This window comes from Anaeromicropila populeti (assembly GCF_900112775.1).
GTDB classification, from domain to species: domain Bacteria; phylum Bacillota; class Clostridia; order Lachnospirales; family Lachnospiraceae; genus Anaeromicropila_A; species Anaeromicropila_A populeti.
The window spans coordinates 380,863-401,091 of record NZ_FOYZ01000002.1 but is presented as its reverse complement, the minus strand read 5'-3'; the positions used below and the strand labels follow the sequence as shown (position 1 = coordinate 401,091).

Genomic DNA, 20,229 nt, shown 5'->3' with positions numbered 1-20,229 from the left:
CTTCTATTGAAATACTTCAAGTGCATACATAAAATCCCTGATTAAATCCTCTCCTTCTTCGATTCCACAAGATACCCGCATAGTTCCATAGCTGATACCCATTTTCTTTCTGTCTTCTTCTGGCACATGATGATGTGAGGAATGAAGAGGATGAGAAAGGGTAGTTCTGATTCCACCTAAGGTTGGTGCATAACGAGCCAGCTTCAATCTGTTCATAAAAGCGTTAATTTTATCTTTATCATCTGGCATATCAAAGCTTAACATTCCTGTCATATGAGTATTATCTTTAAAAATCCGGCCTGCCAGCTCGTGCTGTGGGTTGGATGGAATAGAAGGATGATTTACTTTTAAAACAATGGGATGTTCCTCTAATGCTTTTGCCAGCTTTGCAGCATTTTCCATTTGCTTATTTACCCTTAAATGTACTGTCTGCATACCTCTGAATACAGTCCAAGCTGTATGGGGAGAAGCGGAGGTTCCTGTAAGCATTCTGATTTCATGAATTCTATCATATAAAGCACAGTCATCGACCGTAATCGAACCTGCAAGAGCGTCACTATGCCCATTCATAAATTTTGTCAGACTATTCAGTACAATATCGGCTCCTAACTCCATCGGTTTCACCGCCAGCGGTGTTGTAAAGGTATTATCTACCATAAGCCATGCACCTGCTTCATGGGCAATATCCGCCAGATTTTCAATATCCGCTACGATATCCGTAGGATTCGATACCACCTCCGTATAAAGCATTTTTGTATTTGGCTTTACTGCTGCCCTTACTGATTGCAAATCTGTAAAATCCACAAAATCTACTTCTACAGAGCACTTTTTTAACAACTGGTTAATGGCATCAAAAGTTTCACCATAGATATAGGAATTACAGATAAAATGATCGCCTGGATTTAATAAGGCAAAATAGGTTGTTGTAATTCCTCCCATTCCAGATGAAAAAATCAGCGTTTTCTTTCCATTTTCCAAAAATGAAATTAATTGAGCAAGTGCCTCCCGGTTAGGGTTTCTTGTTCTGACGTAGGTGTAGCCTTTTTCCTCATAGGTCTTGTCCACATCATTTAAATCTCCCATATTAAATGCTGTTGTATTAAACAGTGGAAATGCCTCTGGTGACATACTCATTCCCTTTATGGTGTGTCCCTCATACAATATCCGTGTTGCTTCACTATAATTTTCAAATTCCATTTTTATCCTCCATTCACAACTTTTTTTACTTGATATGTTTCTTTTTATCTATTGTAATATCTATACTAGTCATAGAGTCAATTCCTATATTTATCTGCCTTTCTAATAAACAACTCTCTCTTTTTTCCTGTATCTCCAGGAAACCCTTTCTGATACATTTCTATAACACGCTGGTAACATTCCGCAGTCTTCCTTAATTCAGCTGCTCTGATAAGCTGGCCAAGGCGAAAGCTATAGGCTTCCATGATTTCTCTCTGGTACTCATATTCCGAGAATTGTCCCTGAAATATTTCAAAATCCTTAAATATGGCTTCTTCCCAATGAGCATCATAAGCTTTTCTCAGGTATTTCCTAGCTGTAAGATAATCCTTCTCACATCCACCAAGTCCTTCTAAGCAAACTATCCCCAGTTCATAAAAGGCTCCTCCAAAATTGTCCTCTGCCGCTGTATAAAAACATTGGATAGCTTGATCCATTTCTTTTTTTACACCTATTCCTTCTTTATATAAAGTTCCCAGCCTGTAATAATCTTCTGCTGATTCTTTCTTTTCTCTATAATAAGAAAACACCGTTTTCCGTAACTCCTCAGCTTGTTTTTCTTCTCTGATAGTTTCCTGCTGCCTGGACATTCCCTTAAGATATAAATAGGCGGCTGGCATACTTCCGTTTTTCCATGCTCTTTCGTAATATACCATGGCTTCTTCATAGTCCTTTAACCGTTCCAGATATCTTCCATATTCATACTCTTTTTCTGGCGTATCTATACTTGTACTGTCCCAGTATATTGTTTGTTCCAAAGCACTTTTATGCTCCAAATCCGTATATTTACTCATATTAAAACCCTCTCGTTGCGCAAGGACCTGAACTGCACATGCCACAGCCCTGTTCACTATCACGTATGTTTTTCCCATCTAAGTAAGCATTACAGCGAAAACGGTTAAAGCTTCCATCGTCACTTAACGCTCCTGACGGGCATTTTTCCACACAAACCTTACATTTTCCACTTTTATAATATAAGCAAAATGAATCTTCTCTTGCCTTTGTCGGCTCAATCTCTGCATCAATTACTACGCTCCCAAGTCTTCCCGCAGTTCCCTTTTCTGTGATAAGTAAATGATTCAGCCCAAATGTTCCTATCCCCGCAATAACAGCCGTAGATTTATGAGACCATTTTGCAGAAAGATTAATGCTGTCATAGGTAGCATTGGTATAAGTAGGCGGCTCACTTTTGACTGTAATTCCATTTAACTCTAATTCTTTATGAAGATTTCTCCCAATATTACTTAATATTTCATTTGCATAAGTATATGACCTGGACCACTCCTTGGAAATTGCATTCTTTCCCTGAATGGTTTTTACTGTTTCCCTGGAAAATGGGATGAAGTATACAATTACTGTTTTTGCTGTCTCTAAAAATTCCTTGGGATGTACCTGTGGTCTTCCAATCAGTTCGTCCAGCTTATCATACAAAGGATTCTCTGCTGAGGCAAACCCTACAATAGGCTCTAAAAACATATTACTCTGCGAATGTTCTGCTGCTGTTCTTTTTATTATGTCTTCCACAAATTTCTTTAGCTCCGACACCGTATCACTTCCTTTTCCAAAATTCCAAAATAAAATTATAACAGCTATATACTCTGCTTCCTTACAGAATATATAGCTGTTTCACCTACACTTATCATAATGTCTATAGTAATTATAGAGTCAAGCCCTAAATTATATTATTATTACAAATCTTCATTAATTAAAATCTGTACTTCATAAGGACAGTTATGATACTCGCTTAGATTGTCCTCATGTTCATTTGCAATAATATATGGCGGATACTTTTCTAAATGCTCAAAATATTTTTTTAACAATTCCACGTCCCAGTCTTCCGTACAGATTTTTGCCCGAAAACAAAGATATTCACCTGCTGGTAATTCTCTATATTGTTCCTTTTCCAATCCGGCTGTATCTTTTATATAAATAAAATATTCTTGCCTGGTAAACTTTTTCACTAACAAATCTTTAAAATCCGCAATATAACCAAACTGTCTTAAAAAATGTACCTTTTCCATAGAAGGTCCTGTTTTTAATATTGCCAGTCTTGTTTCTACCGTTTCTACTGTATCTCCCTTTTCAAAAGGAATACTTAAAACAAACCTTTTTTCCAGATGCTTAATATACGGTATATTATCCAGATGATGGGTATCTAAATAGTTGAAATAATTCATATACCACTGGATATCTTCCTTAGTTTCCATTAATTCCTTAATTTCTTTTTCAATTCTTTGTTTTTGTTTGTCCAGATAATAAGACAGCTTATGAATATCGTTGCTTTTAAACACATCTTCAATTTCACTAAGCGATACACCAAGATTCCTTAGATATTTTATACGGTCAATATAATGAAATTGCTTGAACGAATAATACCTATACCCCGTGTTGGGATCGATATACTGCGGTTTTAGCAGTTCAAGATTTGAATAATTCCGCAGTGTTTGTACCGAAATCCCCATAATTCTAGCAGTTTCTCCAATAGAATATAATCCATCCACGTCTTCATACCTCCATTGTAAATTATCTTAAAGCATCAGGCGCATAATTTCAAGGAAATCTTATAGGCTTGCCTCTGTTTCCTGATTCATCTGTAGAATATGAAGTATTTTTTTATCTCTTTCATATTCCTCCTTCAGAGCCGATTCTAATGTATATTCATAGAAACCGCGCCCTGTGGAGATTCCAAGCTCACCATTTTCTGCCCGCTCCTTTAATAACCTGTTTTCCCTCTTTTCATCCGAAAGATCAGGGTAGAGATATTTTGCCACATTATTAAATACCTGGATTCCACCTAAATCTGCAATCCTAAATGGACCAGAGCACATATAACGAAGTCCGTTTCCATATTTCAAAGTTTTATCAATATCTTCTGGTGTTGCAACTCCACTTTCAACCAGATAGGAGGCTTCTCTTAACAGTGCAAACTGAAGTCTGTTTGATAAAAAACCTTTTACATCCTTTTTCAGAATAACTGGCTGTTTATGCATACTTTTATACAAGTCATATAATAATTCTGCCACCTTATCCGACGTGTAATCCCCCTTGGTAATTTCAACAAGAGGAATAATATGTGGCGGATTCAGCCAATGAGATCCACAAAATCGCTCTGGATATTGAACAGCCGTACTCAATTCATTAATAGAAATTGCTGATGTATTCGTTACCAGGATGCATTCGTTTGGAACCAGCCGCGAAATTTCATAGAAAACCTCTTTCTTTAATTCTAGCACCTCTGGTATTGCCTCAATTACTAAATCGGCTTTTGCAAAACAGCTTTTTTCCGTAGTATACACGATACTGTCTTGAACTTTCTTTGATTCTTCTTCCCCTATTACCCCATGTAAAACCAAAGTTTCCTGACAATTTCTGATGATAGTTTTTGCCCTCTCAAACTCTTTTGCATCGTTGCAGTAAATACTTGTATTTGTAACATATTCCGGAAATGATTGAGCAATAGAAGCTCCCATAAGTCCTGCTCCAATTACAACTACTTCTTGAATGTCTTCTTTTGTCATCTGTACGTTCTCCTTTAAAATAATAATTTTGAGTATTATACACTCTGCAACAATTATAGAGTCAATACTATTTTAAAGGGTTATCTTATCACTTTTCCCAGGACTTCATCTCTTTGAATCATACCATATGCCGACTGCCTGCTATCTAGTGAGTTGTCTAAATTATCTCCAATCACAAAATATTCGTCGTTACCTAATGTAACAGGATACGTAATATCACCTGGGTTGCCTACTTCCCTATCAAAATAGTTTTCTTCAAGTAATTCCCCATCAATATATAGTTTTCCATTTTTTAACTCTATTGTTTCCTCAGGAAGACCAATCACTCTTTTAATACTCAGCACATCATTGTGTGAAAAATAAATTATGTCCCCTCTCTTTGGTGAAGAAAATCGATATGACATTCTGTTTATTATAATATCCTGTTTGTCGGAATAAGTTGGTTCCATACTTGTTCCTGCTATTACGGAGATCTGGAATATCTGGGATAATACGATTAGTGCCAGTACAAATGCAGCGCTTACCCCAATCACAATATTTCTTTTTCTCCGCCGGAGCCGGTCCGCTATTTGCTTGATGTTTGCAGTCTCATTACTTATAGCGTTTTTATTATTTGAAACATTCACATTGCCTGCTTCTTTCAGTTCCTTCTTATACTGTCTACATCCTTCACAACCTTCTAAGTGTCCTTCAATAATCTTCTTACTTTCCTCACTTACTGCATTGTCACAATACAAAGGCAATATATCTCTTATTACTGCACATATTTTATTTTCCATAATAGTATCCCTCCAATTTTAATTTTAACATTTCCTTGCCACGATAATAAATTACCTTAGCCGAATTCTCACTGATATTCATGATTCGACCAATTTCGTTAAAATGCATATCAAAATGCAAACGATAAACCAGCACATCTCTATACTTTTTTTTCAATTGCAGAATACTTTTGTTTACAATTTCTATCAGCTCTTGTTTCATAAAATATTCTTCTGGCATATTGCCCCCCTTTCCCAAATTACTATTCTGAAATTCTTCTGTGTCAGTGCTGACTTGAATTGGATTTTTCTTGAAATACTTAAAACATGTGTTCTTTGCTATTTGACAAAGCCAGGTCTTTATTTCGCATTCACCACGGTAACGAGATAAAGAAATAAATGCCTGATAGAATGCTTCCTGGGTTAACTCCTCCGCCAGATCCGTTCTATAGCTAACAAGCTTTAAGACAAACAAGTAAATCTCATGAAAATATTTTTCATAAAGCATCTGAAACTCCTCGTTCATTTTACACCTCCTAATTGTTAGTACAGAAACAGGCAAAAAGGTTACAAAACTTCAAAAATTTACTGTTCTGCCTGCCGCTTTTTTATAGGAACAAGTAAATCCAGTTGTCTTGCCTTTGTTTCACCTTCCTTAATAGTCGTAAAAATATTTAGTACTTCCTCTAGACAGCCTCCCATTCCATAAAATCTTCAAATTTTATACAGTGCGTTAGAAATAAGTCCTCCTTCTATACTGATTCTAAGGTACAGCACGGTATCAAAGTCAAGATATATTATATCATTTCTACCTGTTCTACTGCATCGTTGCGAAATTATGTTCCGTAATCAGATTTACATACCAGTGGTATTACATGTGTCGTTTACAAACTATATTTTATTAAATAGTACTCTAGCATACGAATTCTTCTTTTTCAAAGGGGAAAAAATTTATAAATGTATTGACAAAATGTTTCATCTAACACAATAATAGATACATACTTCAACTTTATACATTCTTACCAATATTTTACCAATTTGTTTGGAGGTTTTAAACATGGACGTTCTTAAGATCGATAAATCTTTTAATAAGAAGAGGCAGTTTTTTGATGAAGGAAAAACAAAAGGCTATGAATTTCGAAAAGAAAATCTAATAAAATTAAAAAATGTAATTAAAAAATATGAATCAGAAATTATGGAGGCTCTTTATTTAGATCTTCATAAACCAGCATTTGAAGCATTTACCTCAGAAATAGGTATTCTATATGAAGAAATACGCTATACATTAAAACATTTAAAGGGATGGATGAAGCCAAAGAGAGTACATACTTCTTTTGTATTGCATCCCTCTTCCAGTTATCTTTACTCCGAACCACTGGGAGTCACTTTAATTATTGGTCCTTGGAATTATCCATTTCAGCTGCTATTTGCTCCCCTTGTTGGTGCAATCGCTGCTGGCAATTGTGCCATACTGAAACCATCTGATCAAACAAAGCATATCAGTAATTTAGTTGCAAAAATAATTCAGGAAACTTATGAGGATAACTACATTAGTGTCGTTCAGGGACCTGGCTCAATCATTGGTTCCCATCTCATACAACGGTTTCCGTTTAATCATATTTTCTTTACTGGAAGCCCCTCTGTTGGGAAAAAAATCTTATCTATGGCAGCAGACACCTTAACACCTGTCACCTTAGAATTAGGTGGAAAGAGTCCCGTTATCGTGCATAAGGATGCTAATATTGACATATCAGCAAGAAAGTTAACTTGGGCAAAGTTTTTTAATGCTGGGCAGACCTGTGTATGTCCAGACTATTTATTAATTCACGAAAGTATTAAGGATGTATTTATTGAAAAAATGATTTATTATATAAAAGATTTTTTTGGTGAAAATCCGATAGAAAGTGAAAATTTTGCAAGAATTATCAACAAAAAAAGATATGAAATTCTAGAAAACTGGCTGCACGAAGGTACTCTGCTGATTGGCGGACAATGTGATAAAAATTCCCTTTTTATTGCTCCAACCATAATAGATCAGATAACTCCCGAGAGCAGTATTATGCAGGATGAAATATTTGGACCTATTCTTCCTGTCATTACTTACAAGGATATCAACGAAATTGTTCCTATTATCCGAAAAAACCGCTATCCACTTTCCTTATATTTGTATACAAGAAACAAGGAACTAGAAAAGTTTGTCATTGAGACTTTTGAATTTGGCGGTGGCTGTATCAATAATGGCATTTTACATCTGGTTAATCCTAATTTGCCTTTTGGAGGAGTTGGCAACAGTGGAATGGGGCGCTATCATGGAAAAAGCAGTTTTGATGCCTTTTCTCATAAAAAAAGTATATTGAAAACAAAGCAATGGATCGATCCTCCTTTGCTCTATGCGCCATACAGTGATGGTAAATTAAAGTTTGTTAGAAAAATTTTTAAATAAACTGTTTTCAAAATAAAATCCGGGATGCGCACGTTTTACACTGTGCCGCATCCCTTTTTTAATTTTTTCTGTTAGTTACTTACTGAATTACTTTCATTATTCTAAATTTCATTTGTCATATCCTTGTAAATTAAATGGAAATGGTTACTTGAATAAAAACCATAATAATCCTTTTTATCCTTTGAATAAATAGAAAACAATGGTAACCACCATTTTGAAAACATTACTGTATTCATCCAGCTATTTGGCTCATTTGAATTACCTGCTACTTGAAAATATCTATCTTTAATATATTTAATTATATCCTTATTAGTATCATTGCCTGTACGGACTAGCATCGATAAAATTAAGGGATTTACCTCACTTTCATTAAAATCAGTTATATAATTGCTTATGTCAAGATTTTCATCGTATTTGCTCAAAATGTAGTAATGCCAGATTTGTAAAATAGAATCATGATATGTATCATTAATAAAACCGCGTTTATTCTTTAATTCATTAATAATTTTCTGATACCCCTCTTGTCCCTTTTGTTTTTCTAATATTTCCGAAATAACCTTATAACTTCTCGATACTAATAGCGGCTCCGTACATGCCAGCTGTATCATATAAAATGCAAGATACACGGCTTCCGATACTATACTTTCTTGATCAAAGACCAGTTTTTCTTGAGAAATTGCGCCTTTGAGCAAAGTAAGAAAGGCTTTAATTTCTGTTTTTTCATCTGCATCATATTTTTCCGAAACATAACTTTTTATACTATAAAAAATATCTTTATCTAACTTGACGTCTTCCGCCGAATCGAAATCAAAAAAAATAAACTTTTCTTTTATGGAATAGCTGTCCACATAAGACGTATTATAAATACTCTTTCTTTCCTGGGTTTTACTATTGTTAATTCGCAGTCTATATTTATTTAAAATCTTTTGAACCATTGGCATTTTAGAATGTATTTTTTCTAATGAATCTGAAAAAAATGTCAAATCATCAACATATCTTATATAACTAGCATTACTTCCAATTGCTTTATTAATATCATAGTCAACACAAAGCATCAATAACTCCGCTGATATTGTAGATGAAAATACTCCTGTAATGATTCCTTTTGTCTGATTATTATTGACTTTCATGTTATAGTAATCTAAAAACTCAAAAAATTCATCACAATTAATCTCTCCCTGAAAAGGTTCCATATCTTTAATCTTCCCTAAATAGTGTGTATAAATGTTAGGATAAAATGATTCTATATCAACTTTTACAGAATACAAATGAGATCCTTGTTTTTCTAAATATCTTGCATTATTTTCTTCATAAGCAAGCTGCCCTGTATTTTTGTTATTTTTAACAGCAAATTCTCCTGATTCTATTTCAACAGTTCCCCCATCATATTCTCTGTGAATATAAAAATTTCTATTAAAAATAATATATGAATTTGAATTTGCGATATATTTCTTAAAATTTTCTTCATTATATATTTTTTTAAACACTTCATCAAATACAGTAATGGAATTCAATACAAATGCACAATAGTATTTTAAATTGGGAATTTGTATTTCTCGTAGTGCACCGTTCTTTTTGAAATTGAAAAAAGTAATAGGTTCTATTCCATCATTAAATATATAAGGTGGCGCAAATGTATTTGAAAATTCTGTAATAACACCGTTAGAATTTTTCACAAAATCAGTATAAACATTGTTATCAATATTACTAATTACTGCCTTTAAACAAGGCAGCATACTCTGTATATCCAATATCGGAGGTAAGTCATCATCCCAATATCCTTCAAATAGTAATTCAATGTTCTTGGCTTGTATTTCATCTGATAAATTTATCATTTTTAAACCACTCCTTTAATTTGCTCAAGACACATCTTGTCCTCTCTACATTTTATTATATTGCCCTATCTTATAATATGTGTATATGTTTATTACGCATGTGATATCACAGAAAACATCCTCTTCTCTGTTTCCACCTGTTCTAAACTTTCTCCTATGATAAATAAAGTGGAATCTTCTACTTTATGTAGCCCGACCTCATACTCATCTTTATTTGTAGGTGTAAACCATAACTTAATCTCTGTTATGTCGCCATTCAGTGATACAGCAAACTGCTCCATATCAATTGCACTTTTGCTTATAATTTGATATACATTCAGTATTCCGGACTTGAAATCCGCAATCACATAGGCTTCTATGTCTGGCAGATAGTACACACTTTCTTTGTACTCTTCTGCCAGACAGAATTGATATAAACCAAGATTATCATACATAGAAAAACTGTCGTTTGGATTATGCTCTTTATTTCCTGCATCGTATTTCTGAATGACCTGGTACAATCTCTCACATGCATTTTGGTCAGATAAATCCACCTTCACTACTTGGTAACCGCTCATTTCTCCATCCGTTACTGCTTCTCTTCTCAATTTGAGGCTATACTCATATTCTTGAATCGGCCGAAATCCAAACTTAGGATAATACTCCAGAACGCTGTCGTTTCCAAATAAATAAAAACCGTCAACCTTTCCCTCATACTCTTCCAGTATTCTCTCCAGTATATATTTGTTAAGCCCCTGGCCGCGGTAATCCGGATCCGTCATAACCGTACCAAGCTGAATATAGTTTTTGATTTCTCCATTCACTTCAAACTTCATGAGATTAACTGATACATTGGATATCACTTTGCCGTTATCGACTAGAACATGTGGTATATATTTATCACTCCAATACCCCTTTTGATACCAGTCAATAAAATTAAACCCATAAACCTTCTGTGTCAGCTCATTGAAACTGGCACGAAGCTGTTCATCTTGTCTTACATTTCTACTATAATTATATTTCATATTTTCAATTTTCCTTTCTACGGAAGAAACGTCTTTAACGCATCGATCGTCTGTTGTATCAATTCGTCCAACGTCCAGCCAAGCATATCTGCCCCCCTTTGAATCACTTCTCGGGAACATCCTGCTGCAAACCCTTTGCTCTTATACTTTTTCTTTACAGACTTTAATTCCAGATCCTGCACACTTTTAGAGGGGCGCATGATAATAACCGCTCCTATCAATCCTGTCAGCTCGTCCACCGCATACAGCACCTTCTCCATCTGGTGTTCTGGTTCAATATCTACTGTAATGCCATATCCATGACTGGCTGTGGCGTGTATAATGCTTTCCCCAATGCCTCGATCACGCATAATCTCCTGGGACTTAATACAGTGCTGTTCAGGGAATTGTTCAAAGTCCAAATCATGAAGTAATCCAACGACTCCCCAAAAATCCTTTTCCTCACCATATCCCAGTTTTTCTGCAAAGTATCTCATCGTCTTCTCAACAACCTCCGCATGTTCCAAGTGAAATGCATCCTGGTTATATTCTGTAAGCAATGCCCACGCTTCGTCTCTTGTCATAATTCAAACATCTCCTATTCTATTCTTCTCTACATAATCTAACACATACCCTAATACACTTTCAGAAAAAATGTGTCTTTCTTCCATCCCCACTACGTTACTGCTAAACTGGAATTTCTCCATTAATGCCTTTGGGGCTAATCCCAAATCTGCCTCACGAAGCATGGAAACGTCAAATTCACTGTCTCCTGCTGCAATTGTCTGATTTGCACTCATGTATTGTTTAAATCTTTGCAATGCAATTCCCTTGCTCAATGCTTTCGGCACTGCATATACTTTTACCCCATTATGAAATACCTCTGTCTGGTTCAGATCTAGTATCTGTTTCAAATCAGCCACAACACTCTCTGGTTCATTGCATTTTGTAAAAATAAACAACTCCTTAATATTACGCACTTCAAATGTCCTTCTTGCATCCTTCTCCAAATATTCTTGTGCCTTTTTCAGTTCACTCTTACACCCCGAAATCATTTCCAAGGATTTATTATACCACTCCTCGTCCTCAATGCCGTCAACCAACAATACACCCCCATTACAAGTCAACGCATACTTAATCTTTCCAATTTGAAAATTAATCCGTTCATACTGTTCTTTTGTTCTGGTCGTAGTAGGTACAAATAAAACCTTCTCTTGAACCTGTTGAAGCAGTTCATATGTCTTTTCTGTTATAAAAGATATTTCTCTCCCTTGATATTGTTCAACATTTCTCTTATGTTCTCCTATATCATGTTTGTATGAAAATATCATGGTATTATCTAAATCAGAATTAAATATTATCATATGTTTCTCCTAAAAAATGTGTGATACAAAATATTGTATCACACATCCTGTAATAACAAAATATATTAGTTTCTACTTCCTATAGCTGCTTTTCTAACAATATCAACTGGTATCATAGTAACAGAAAGAAGTAATATCCAAATCCATCCCTGGATTCCAAACGGAACACAGCTAAACATATTTCCAATCCATTTGAAAGCAGTCAGTGGTACTAATGGTGCGTTAACGATAAATGCCTGTACAACAATAATGGCAAAGAATACTTTCAGGAACCCAGTATTTTGGTTCAAGCCTTTGAAAATACCAAATCCATCATCTCTTACGTTAAATCCATTAAATAAAGCACTTACAATGAATAGTACAAAGTATCCTGTCAAATGCTGCTCTTCATTTTCAAACAGTTCCTTAAAAAATGGTGCTTTTAAATAAATAAAACTGAGCGTGGTAAGCCAAAGACCCATCGTTAATATCTGTGCCATCATCTTTTTACTAATAATATTCTCGTCTCGCCGTCTTGGCTTATCCAGCATATATTTTGCAAGTGCTGGCTCGTTTCCTAGCATAATTGCCCCAAGACCATCCATTACTAAGTTGACAAACAACAGGTGTGTCACCTTTAATGGCTCCTCTACTCCAAAGAATGGAGCTATCGCACTTACAATTACAGCTGTTACATTAATCACAAGTTGGAACTTACAAAACTTTAAAATATTATGATAAATTGTTCTTCCGTATAAAATTGCATCCTTAATGGACTTAAAGTTATCATCCAGAATTACGATTTCACCAGCCTCTTTTGCTGCTTCTGTTCCACTTCCCATTGCAAAACCAACATCGGCTCTTTTCAGTGCTGGAGAGTCGTTAACTCCATCGCCTGTCATACCCACAACCATATTCATTTCTTGACATATTCTGACCATTCTTGATTTATCCGTCGGTAATGCCCTTGCAATTACTTTGATATGAGGTATGATTTTCTTAATCTCATCATCTGACATTTCATTTAACTGAGCTGAAGATAATGCTTTATCGCTTTCATTCTGAAGCAATCCTGCATCCTTTGCAATGGCAACCGCCGTCTCCAGTCTGTCACCCGTAATCATAACTACCTGAATACCAGCATCCTGAACTTCTTTAATTGCTTCCTTGGCTTCCGCCCTGACATCATCACGGATACCAACGAGACCGATAATTACCACATCATCATTAATTGTATTCTCAACCAGTGCTTTTTCAGAATAACCAAATGCAAGAATACGCATTGCTTTTGATGCCAGTTCATCAATTTTCTTATTTAAAGCAGCCATATCAATGGTCTGCAAATTGCCCTTATCATCTATATACTTAGTAGCAGATGCTAACAGCTTTTCTGGTGCACCTTTGTAAAAAGTCTTTCCTAGCTTTTCTATTCTGGCCTGGCTAAATTTATTGGCAGAGTTAAAACCCTGCTGCTCAGTAACAATACAATCTGCGTTTGACTCCAGTGCTTTAAAGGTGGATTCTCCAATAAACTTCATCAGTGCCTGATCCGTTGCATTTCCACCAATTACCCGATGTGAACCATCAAACATTGACTTTGTATTTTTACCAATAGCAAGATCAACTAATCCCTTAACCTTACTATGCTTGCTCAGTTCAGCTATCTCAATAGAACTCCCATCGCCTAAAAAGAAATTTACTACCTCCAGCATACCTTTTGTAATGGTACCTGTTTTATCACTAAAGAGAATATTTAAGGAACCTGCTGTCTCAATACCCTCTGCCTTCCGGACAAGTACATTATGATCCAGCATTTTACTTGTATTCTGCATTAATACAAGTGAAATCATCAGTGGAAGACCTTCAGGAACTGCACATACGATAATTACAATTGCTAATGAAACTGCTTCTACAATATCCTTAATTATGTTATCAGCCCCACTTGCAAAATATGGGGAAATGCCTCCTGCGTGAACAATAAAGTACACAAAATATAAAACAGCAATTACAATGGCTCCGATATAACCAAACGTAGAAATCTGTTTTGCTAATTTAGACAACTTGACCTTTAATGGAGAATCTGGCTCATCTTCCTGCATTTCTTCTGCCATTTTTCCCATCATGGTTTTAAGCCCTACTTTTCTGACATCAAGAACACCTTCTCCATCAAATACGACCGCGCCTCTAAAGAGAGAATGTGCATCCACAAAAGTATCTCCAGTAATGTCTTCCGCTAACTGAAAGCCTTCCTTTGCCTCAGACTTTTTACATTCTTCTGCTTCCCCATTTAACGCTGAGTTGTCTACACTTAATGAGCCCGAGATTAAAACACCATCTGCTGGAATTTTATCTCCTGATTGAAGCAGAACTTTGTCCTCTACAACAACATCATCCACATCAATTATTGTAACAATTCCATTTCTATAAACCTTACACTTATCTTTTTCTGTACTATCCTTCAATTCTCGATATTTTGTATCACTTGCAACTCCTGTTTTAGCCGAAACAAACGCTACGATCAAAACAGCTACGATCGTTCCAAGTGGTTCATATATTTCAGCATAGCCAAAAAAGAACATTACAATCATAAGCAAAGCAATAGCCAGCAATATTTTTATCATCGGATCGCCAAAGGTTTCCTTAAATTCCTCCCAAAACGTAGTTGGTTCCGAATCGGGTATCACATTGGAACCATACTTTGCCCGAGATTCTTCCACTTCTTTATCTACAAGTCCGTTATACTTCATATACCATTAATCTCCTTTATGTGTATATAATAAGGAGAAACCATATACTTTAGTTTCTCCTTATCCAGCTGGTAAACAGAATGTTGTTAGCGGTATCTATTGGTCAATTCTCCCAATCCTGGGTCATTCGTTCCCTGACCAATCGCACTAAACTTCCATTCACCATTATGCTTATATATTTCACCAAAAATCATGGCGGTCATTCCTGAATAATCTTCAGTAAGATTATATTTGCACATTTCTGAATTATTTCTTCCATCTACCAGACGAATAAATGCATTTTGAATCAATCCAAAATGCTGGCGTCTCTGAATGGCCTGATAAATATTCACAACTATAACAATTCTGTCGTAATCTGCTGGTACATTTGCTAAATCAACCACAATCTGCTCATCATCTCCATCTCCAGCGCCTGTCAGATTATCTCCCATATGCTGAACGGTTCTTGATGAGTGCATCAGGTTTCCAAAGTAAATCACATCACCTTTATCACAAAACTTTCCGTTTCTTAACATAATCGCTGAGGCATCACAATCAATTGCCTGTGGTTTTGGTGCAAAAAAACCTCCACGAGCCTGTTTAACCTCATCCCAGCCTAATCCAACAACAACTTTTGAAAGTCCAGCATTATCTTTTGATAAACTTACTTTCTGTCCCTTTTGTAAACTAACAGACATTTCTAATTTCCTCCTTGTTTGCTCTACTCTTTATGATAACTAAAACTATACTTTATCACTTATTCTACATCTACTCCATAATTTGCACAGAGTGCAGCCAGTCCACCTTGAAACCCACTGCCAATTGCATTGAATTTCCATTCATTTCCGTTCTTGTACAATTCACCAAACACTGCTGCTGTTTCAATTGAGAAGTCTTCTCCCAAATCATATCTTAGCAGTTCATCACCTGTTACTTCGTCATATATTCTGATAAATGCATTATTAATCTGGCCAAAGTTCTGTCTTCTCTGCTCGGCTTCATATATGGTAACTGTAAATGCAATCTTTGTAATATTTTCAGGAATGACAGAAAGATTTATTTTCATTTGCTCATCATCTCCATCTCCAGCACCTGTCAGATTATCCCCCATATGCTGTACACTTCCTGAAGGATGATTTAAATTACCAAAAAATACAAAATCTTCACTTCTGGAAACTTTACCTGAATCTGTTAATAAAAATGCTGCTGTATCCAAGTCAAACGATCCACCTGTATCAAACTGATTCACATCCCATCCAAGTCCTACAACTACCTTACTTAAACCTGGATTATCTTTTGTCAGACTTACCTTCTGACCTTTTTGCAAACATACTGGCATATTACTTTCCTCCTTATGCTACCTCAATACCATAATGACCACAAAGTGCCGCAAGACCACCCTGGAATCCGCTTCCAATTGCATTAAACTTCCACTCGCCATTATTTCTATATAATTCTCCAACTACTACAGCTGTTTCAATTGAAAAATCTTCTCCTAAGTCATATCGTATCAGCTCTGTATTGGTTGCTTCATCCACAATGCGGATAAAAGCATTTGAAACCTGTCCAAAATTCTGTCTTCTTGTTTCAGCATCATAAATCGTTACTGCAAAAGCAATTTTTTCAACATTCGCTGGTATCTTACTTAAATCAATCTGGATTTGCTCATCATCACCATCGCCTTCACCAGTCAGATTATCTCCCATATGTTTTACTGCTTCACTTGAATGTATTAAGTTTCCATAGAATACAAATTCTTTTTCTGTTGGACATTTTCCATTTGCTCCTGCCATAAAAGCGGATGCATCTAAGTCAAATGCTGCTCCTGAATCAAACTGGTTTACATCCCAGCCTAATCCAACCATAATATTTTTTAATCCTGGATTTCCCTTTGTCAAATCTACTTTCTGACCTTTTGATAAATTAATTGGCATAATCAATTCCTCCTTTTCTATTTTGCATCTTTATTCGGCATATGATACCTTTTATTGAATTCTTGTTTAATATTTTCCAACCTTGCCTGATCATCAATACGCTGTTTTCTTGCATTCTCCTGAATTTGCTTTGTCTCATCAATGCCGTTAACAATGGTTCTCCATGTTGTTTCCAGCGTTTCAATTTTAACGGAACTGCCTGAAGCTAATCTTGCTGTCATTTTTGATTGTTCTACTGTATTTCTTGCATTCTTGATAAGCAGCTCATTGGTCTTTTCATCTAATGCAGACATAGCTTCTGCCTGAATTTTTTGTCTTTTCAGCATAATGGCTTGGGCAAGTGCCTGTTTAAATACAGGTAATGTAACAATGAAGGCTGAATTAATTTTTCTAACCAGGTTCATGTTACTAAATTCCATTGTTTTAATCATAGGAACTGATTGAATTGCTACATTTTCAGCTGTTCGCAAGTCTTGTGTTCTCTGCTCTAACATCATCAGTGCCTGCTGAAGGCTTGTTAATTCAAACTGAATAGAATTGTCTCCCGTCGCTTCCATATCAGCCTGCCTCTGTGCGATATACTCTTCAATTTCCTTGCATCCCTGCTCACCAGCTAATATATACTTAACTAATTGATGGTAATACGCTACATTGGCATCAAACATTTGATTTAACTTTCTGTTTGACTGCTTAATTTCTGACTCATACTGCTTCAGCTGAACATAAATCTTGTCCACTTCATCTCCCATAGTATGATATTTTTCAAGAATTTTATCAAGCTGTTTTCTAAGATTTCCAAACAGCTTATTAAATAAACCAGGATTCTCTTGAATTTCTTCAATATCAAACTTTGACATGATATTGGCCAGCGTTTTAAGCATTTCACTAGAATCATCCAACTGTGACATACTCATGCTGTTCAATACTACATCGGAAGCCTTTGAAATTTCTTCTGCCGCTTCTGCACCAAATGAAACAATAGTTTCAAGGTTATTTACTTCAATTGTACTTACAAGTGCATCTACTTCAGCAGAATTAACTAGTTCCGCACTCATTTGCTGTCTATCTGCAACAATGTCATACTGTTCCACTACTGCCAGTTCATCCTTCGTTTCTGGCACAGTGGTTGTTGCTGCTTGTTGTGTTGGTGTTTTACTAAAATCTAGTCCCATAGTCATGTACCTCTCTTAAATATTTTTTTTCGCCAGTTTGATAGTGTATTTGATGTAATACTGTCCCAATTAGGAATCTGCAAGTCGTAAACGTATTCTCCAATCTGGTGTTCTTCCATTAACTGTCTGCTAAAATGTTTTTCAACATTTTGATATCCGGTAGGAACAAAAAATGCCACATCAAATCCTACCAGATTCAGGAAAGCAACAAGTATTGAATCCTCTAGGGGAATCATACTTTCTCCTGTATTGATATATATTAATTTAGGATTTTTCTTTGTAAAATCAAACTTTTGAATCATCCTTAATATATCCTTTGGTAAATTCAGAACAGTTGAAACAATTGTGTACTCTGTTCCGTTTTCAAATGTGCCTCTTATTACTTTCTGGTCAATCAGCAGCTGTAATTTATCAAGTATATAGTTTTGTATTTCTTCTCTCAGAAACCCATATTGATAATTAGAATTCCCTTTTATTTTTGCCTTTTGGACTTTTCCATTTTTTAAAAATTCTGTTGTATGTGCCTTCATTGGATTTGCCGCTGTTGGCTCTATAAATGGTACCTTTTTTATTATAAAGGTATTCTCTTCTATTAGTGCTTTTATTCCTGACCAGTATTGGGGAACCACCCCGTCCTTTACGCCAGAAACCTTTGCAAATATCGCTGGAATATTTACTACCTCATCTACAATGCTGAAATGTGGTCTGTATTTTAATTCTTCCTTCCAAAGCAGCGCTATTTCCTCATACATGGTCTGCAATGTTACTGTATTGGCTTTTGTGTACTGTTGATTCCGATACATTCCTGAATCCTGATACATTAATGTATCTAGTTCCCTCTCTGCGTGATATGCTGCTGTGCCAATATGCACATCCGAGTTTTCCTGTGGAAATTTATTCACAACTAGTGTTTGAACAAAATTTTGCTCATATAGAAGTTGATCTTCCAGACAGCACTTGCAATTAAGGTTTGGATTTAAAATTAATACATCCACTGGAAGTCTTGCCAAAAACCTTATAAACATAGCCTCATTTTCATTTTTGCAGCCACCCATATAAATGAAACAACTAATATCTGGCATCTTCCAATTTGAAAATAACATGGACTGGTATCTTTTTATCCAGCATACAAGGTAAACTGCTTTATTGGTAAGCTTGTTCAAATTCATACCTGGTATTTTAGCCTCATCCAGAATAACATCCACAAAGGATTGAATCATTAGCCGCTGAAGCTCTATATTTGCCGTATACTGAATATTGTTTGACAAATCCATCAGCATTTGATCTTGTTTGGAATAATTCTTACGGTTAATAGAATTTATCTCTTCCATTGATGGCTGTGGTATTATTTCATCTACCACAACAACCTTTCTTTTACTGTTTTTCAGTTCTAATTGAAACTGATACAAATCATTCATATAAGTCAGCTTGTCTTCTACACCATTGATACGGCAATAACAATTATAAAACAGTTTAGAATCACTGCCACGATTTGCAATACTTGTTCTAATGTCATCCAGACCTTTGCCTTGAATCCATGCATTAGTACAATTTGAAATCTCGGGCCTTCGTCCATACAGCCTTTCATTATTCATGGCATTTAGAATTTCACTTTGAATCCATTTTAAGTTAAATGTCTCTGGAAAAGCTTTCATATCAGACACAGCTAAATTATTGGAAAGTACTGAATCTGGATCTAACTTCAAATAACTTTGATCCCCGCCATATTGCAGTAATACAACATCGCATCCAGCATTTGATAAAACCGAAATAAGCATCAGTTCGTAGCTGCTTATTTCACCTTCATACAAAATCTTAGGTATTTTCTCTTCACCTAATTGGTTCACTATGCGTTCAAATTTATAATAAAGCCAGCACATAAATTTGATATACGCATTTTTTAACATATTTTCATTTTTTCCTGCTTTTCGCAGTGAGTCTAGTGAATCATAGATAGAACTGGCTACATTATTTCTCTGATAGTCATTCATTCTAGGCAGCCATTTCATTAAACTCGATGTAAAAAAACCTAAACTCATCTGAAAATTCATTCCCATAATCTCATTATAATATGACAAGTTTTTTTCATCTGGATTTGGTATTTTACCTTCAATAATTACACCTGACACCCTTGCTGCCTCATAATACTTCCGAATAAATTGACAAATCTCGTTATTAAAGCCGTTAATTCTATAAAAAAATACACCTTTACTCTGCCTGCTGCTAAGTTCAACAAAAAAGTCATTTAAATTTGATATCTCTTTATGTTCAAACATAGATT

Annotated in this window: 18 protein-coding genes; 1 reads left to right on the top strand and 17 read right to left on the bottom strand. The window is 35.4% G+C overall.

The genetic code is table 11. The annotated features are described in order from the left end of the window. Nucleotides 1–3: 3 nt before the first annotated feature. The 7 genes from BM305_RS04010 to BM305_RS03980 form a co-directional block, all read right to left on the bottom strand. Nucleotides 4–1,197, bottom strand: coding sequence for a trans-sulfuration enzyme family protein (locus BM305_RS04010; RefSeq protein ID WP_092559403.1), 1,194 nt, complete (start codon nt 1,195–1,197; stop codon nt 4–6). 77 nt (nt 1,198–1,274) lie between these two features. Continuing rightward, nucleotides 1,275–2,030, bottom strand: coding sequence for a tetratricopeptide repeat protein (locus tag BM305_RS04005; RefSeq protein WP_177214533.1), 756 nt, complete (start codon nt 2,028–2,030; stop codon nt 1,275–1,277). 1 nt (nt 2,031) lies between these two features. Continuing rightward, nucleotides 2,032–2,781: an epoxyqueuosine reductase gene (locus BM305_RS04000; RefSeq protein ID WP_207649455.1), complete on the bottom strand. Its 750-nt coding sequence runs from the start codon at nt 2,779–2,781 to the stop codon at nt 2,032–2,034. Nucleotides 2,782–2,924: 143 nt separating this feature from the next. Continuing rightward, nucleotides 2,925–3,737: a MerR family transcriptional regulator gene (locus BM305_RS03995; RefSeq protein WP_092559401.1), complete on the bottom strand. Its 813-nt coding sequence runs from the start codon at nt 3,735–3,737 to the stop codon at nt 2,925–2,927. A 60-nt stretch (nt 3,738–3,797) separates the two neighbouring features. Further along, nucleotides 3,798–4,754: a 3-hydroxyacyl-CoA dehydrogenase family protein gene (locus tag BM305_RS03990; RefSeq protein ID WP_092559400.1), complete on the bottom strand. Its 957-nt coding sequence runs from the start codon at nt 4,752–4,754 to the stop codon at nt 3,798–3,800. Nucleotides 4,755–4,834: 80 nt separating this feature from the next. Next, on the bottom strand, nt 4,835–5,533 hold the full coding sequence (gene lepB / locus BM305_RS03985) for a signal peptidase I (RefSeq protein ID WP_092559399.1): 699 nt from the start codon (nt 5,531–5,533) through the stop codon (nt 4,835–4,837). Further along, the gene (locus BM305_RS03980) at nt 5,523–6,038 is read right to left on the bottom strand and encodes an RNA polymerase sigma factor (protein WP_092559398.1); all 516 of its coding nucleotides are present in this window, start codon (nt 6,036–6,038) and stop codon (nt 5,523–5,525) included. Before BM305_RS03980 ends, lepB begins: the two co-directional genes overlap by 11 nt. A 531-nt stretch (nt 6,039–6,569) precedes the next feature. Between BM305_RS03980 and BM305_RS03975 the strand changes: the two genes are divergently transcribed. Beyond that, the gene (locus tag BM305_RS03975; RefSeq protein ID WP_092559397.1) at nt 6,570–7,955 is read left to right on the top strand and encodes an aldehyde dehydrogenase; all 1,386 of its coding nucleotides are present in this window, start codon (nt 6,570–6,572) and stop codon (nt 7,953–7,955) included. 101 nt (nt 7,956–8,056) lie between these two features. Here the strand turns inward: BM305_RS03975 and BM305_RS03970 are convergent, their stop codons facing one another. From BM305_RS03970 to BM305_RS03925, 10 genes are all read right to left on the bottom strand, one after another. Further along, the gene (locus BM305_RS03970; protein WP_092559396.1) at nt 8,057–9,790 is read right to left on the bottom strand and encodes an RNA-directed DNA polymerase; all 1,734 of its coding nucleotides are present in this window, start codon (nt 9,788–9,790) and stop codon (nt 8,057–8,059) included. Between the two features lie 92 nt (nt 9,791–9,882). Next, nucleotides 9,883–10,914 carry a GNAT family N-acetyltransferase gene (locus BM305_RS03965; protein ID WP_092559395.1) on the bottom strand — a complete coding sequence of 344 codons (1,032 nt, stop codon included), beginning with the start codon at nt 10,912–10,914 and terminating at the stop codon, nt 9,883–9,885. After that, nucleotides 10,812–11,357, bottom strand: coding sequence for a hydrolase (locus tag BM305_RS03960; protein ID WP_092559394.1), 546 nt, complete (start codon nt 11,355–11,357; stop codon nt 10,812–10,814). Before BM305_RS03960 ends, BM305_RS03965 begins: the two co-directional genes overlap by 103 nt. A gap of 3 nt (nt 11,358–11,360) precedes the next feature. Then, nucleotides 11,361–12,137 (bottom strand): HAD family hydrolase, encoded by a 777-nt coding sequence (locus tag BM305_RS03955; RefSeq protein ID WP_092559393.1) that lies wholly within the window; start codon nt 12,135–12,137, stop codon nt 11,361–11,363. 65 nt (nt 12,138–12,202) lie between these two features. Further along, nucleotides 12,203–14,863, bottom strand: a complete 2,661-nt coding sequence (locus BM305_RS03950) for a calcium-translocating P-type ATPase, PMCA-type (protein ID WP_092559392.1) — start codon at nt 14,861–14,863, stop codon at nt 12,203–12,205. A gap of 86 nt (nt 14,864–14,949) precedes the next feature. Beyond that, entirely contained in the window at nt 14,950–15,540 is a 591-nt protein-coding gene (locus BM305_RS03945; protein WP_092559391.1) for a TerD family protein, read from the bottom strand. Between the two features lie 59 nt (nt 15,541–15,599). Beyond that, nucleotides 15,600–16,181, bottom strand: coding sequence for a TerD family protein (locus BM305_RS03940; protein ID WP_092559390.1), 582 nt, complete (start codon nt 16,179–16,181; stop codon nt 15,600–15,602). A 13-nt stretch (nt 16,182–16,194) separates the two neighbouring features. Beyond that, entirely contained in the window at nt 16,195–16,776 is a 582-nt protein-coding gene (locus BM305_RS03935) for a TerD family protein (protein ID WP_092559389.1), read from the bottom strand. A 17-nt stretch (nt 16,777–16,793) separates the two neighbouring features. Beyond that, nucleotides 16,794–17,948, bottom strand: coding sequence for a toxic anion resistance protein (locus BM305_RS03930; RefSeq protein ID WP_092559388.1), 1,155 nt, complete (start codon nt 17,946–17,948; stop codon nt 16,794–16,796). A gap of 2 nt (nt 17,949–17,950) precedes the next feature. After that, a complete protein-coding gene (locus BM305_RS03925; protein ID WP_092559387.1) occupies nt 17,951–20,224 on the bottom strand; it encodes a YceG family protein in 2,274 nt (757 codons plus the stop codon). Nucleotides 20,225–20,229: the final 5 nt, after the last annotated feature.

Excerpts from the sequence above, each read along its gene's own strand:
- BM305_RS03980 (WP_092559398.1), bottom strand. The coding sequence starts at position 6,038 with ATGAACGAGGAGTTTCAGATGCTTTATGAAAAATATTTTCATGAGATT.
- BM305_RS04005 (WP_177214533.1), bottom strand. The coding sequence starts at position 2,030 with ATGAGTAAATATACGGATTTGGAGCATAAAAGTGCTTTGGAACAAACA.
- BM305_RS03945 (WP_092559391.1), bottom strand. The coding sequence starts at position 15,540 with ATGTCTGTTAGTTTACAAAAGGGACAGAAAGTAAGTTTATCAAAAGAT.
- BM305_RS03935 (WP_092559389.1), bottom strand. The coding sequence starts at position 16,776 with ATGCCAATTAATTTATCAAAAGGTCAGAAAGTAGATTTGACAAAGGGA.
- BM305_RS03925 (WP_092559387.1), bottom strand. The coding sequence starts at position 20,224 with ATGTTTGAACATAAAGAGATATCAAATTTAAATGACTTTTTTGTTGAA.
- BM305_RS03940 (WP_092559390.1), bottom strand. The coding sequence starts at position 16,181 with ATGCCAGTATGTTTGCAAAAAGGTCAGAAGGTAAGTCTGACAAAAGAT.
- BM305_RS03975 (WP_092559397.1), top strand. The coding sequence starts at position 6,570 with ATGGACGTTCTTAAGATCGATAAATCTTTTAATAAGAAGAGGCAGTTT.
- BM305_RS03930 (WP_092559388.1), bottom strand. The coding sequence starts at position 17,948 with ATGGGACTAGATTTTAGTAAAACACCAACACAACAAGCAGCAACAACC.
- BM305_RS03990 (WP_092559400.1), bottom strand. The coding sequence starts at position 4,754 with ATGACAAAAGAAGACATTCAAGAAGTAGTTGTAATTGGAGCAGGACTT.
- BM305_RS04010 (WP_092559403.1), bottom strand. The coding sequence starts at position 1,197 with ATGGAATTTGAAAATTATAGTGAAGCAACACGGATATTGTATGAGGGA.
- BM305_RS03950 (WP_092559392.1), bottom strand. The coding sequence starts at position 14,863 with ATGAAGTATAACGGACTTGTAGATAAAGAAGTGGAAGAATCTCGGGCA.
- BM305_RS03970 (WP_092559396.1), bottom strand. The coding sequence starts at position 9,790 with ATGATAAATTTATCAGATGAAATACAAGCCAAGAACATTGAATTACTA.
- BM305_RS03960 (WP_092559394.1), bottom strand. The coding sequence starts at position 11,357 with ATGACAAGAGACGAAGCGTGGGCATTGCTTACAGAATATAACCAGGAT.
- lepB (WP_092559399.1), bottom strand. The coding sequence starts at position 5,533 with ATGGAAAATAAAATATGTGCAGTAATAAGAGATATATTGCCTTTGTAT.
- BM305_RS03965 (WP_092559395.1), bottom strand. The coding sequence starts at position 10,914 with ATGTTCCCGAGAAGTGATTCAAAGGGGGGCAGATATGCTTGGCTGGAC.
- BM305_RS03955 (WP_092559393.1), bottom strand. The coding sequence starts at position 12,137 with ATGATAATATTTAATTCTGATTTAGATAATACCATGATATTTTCATAC.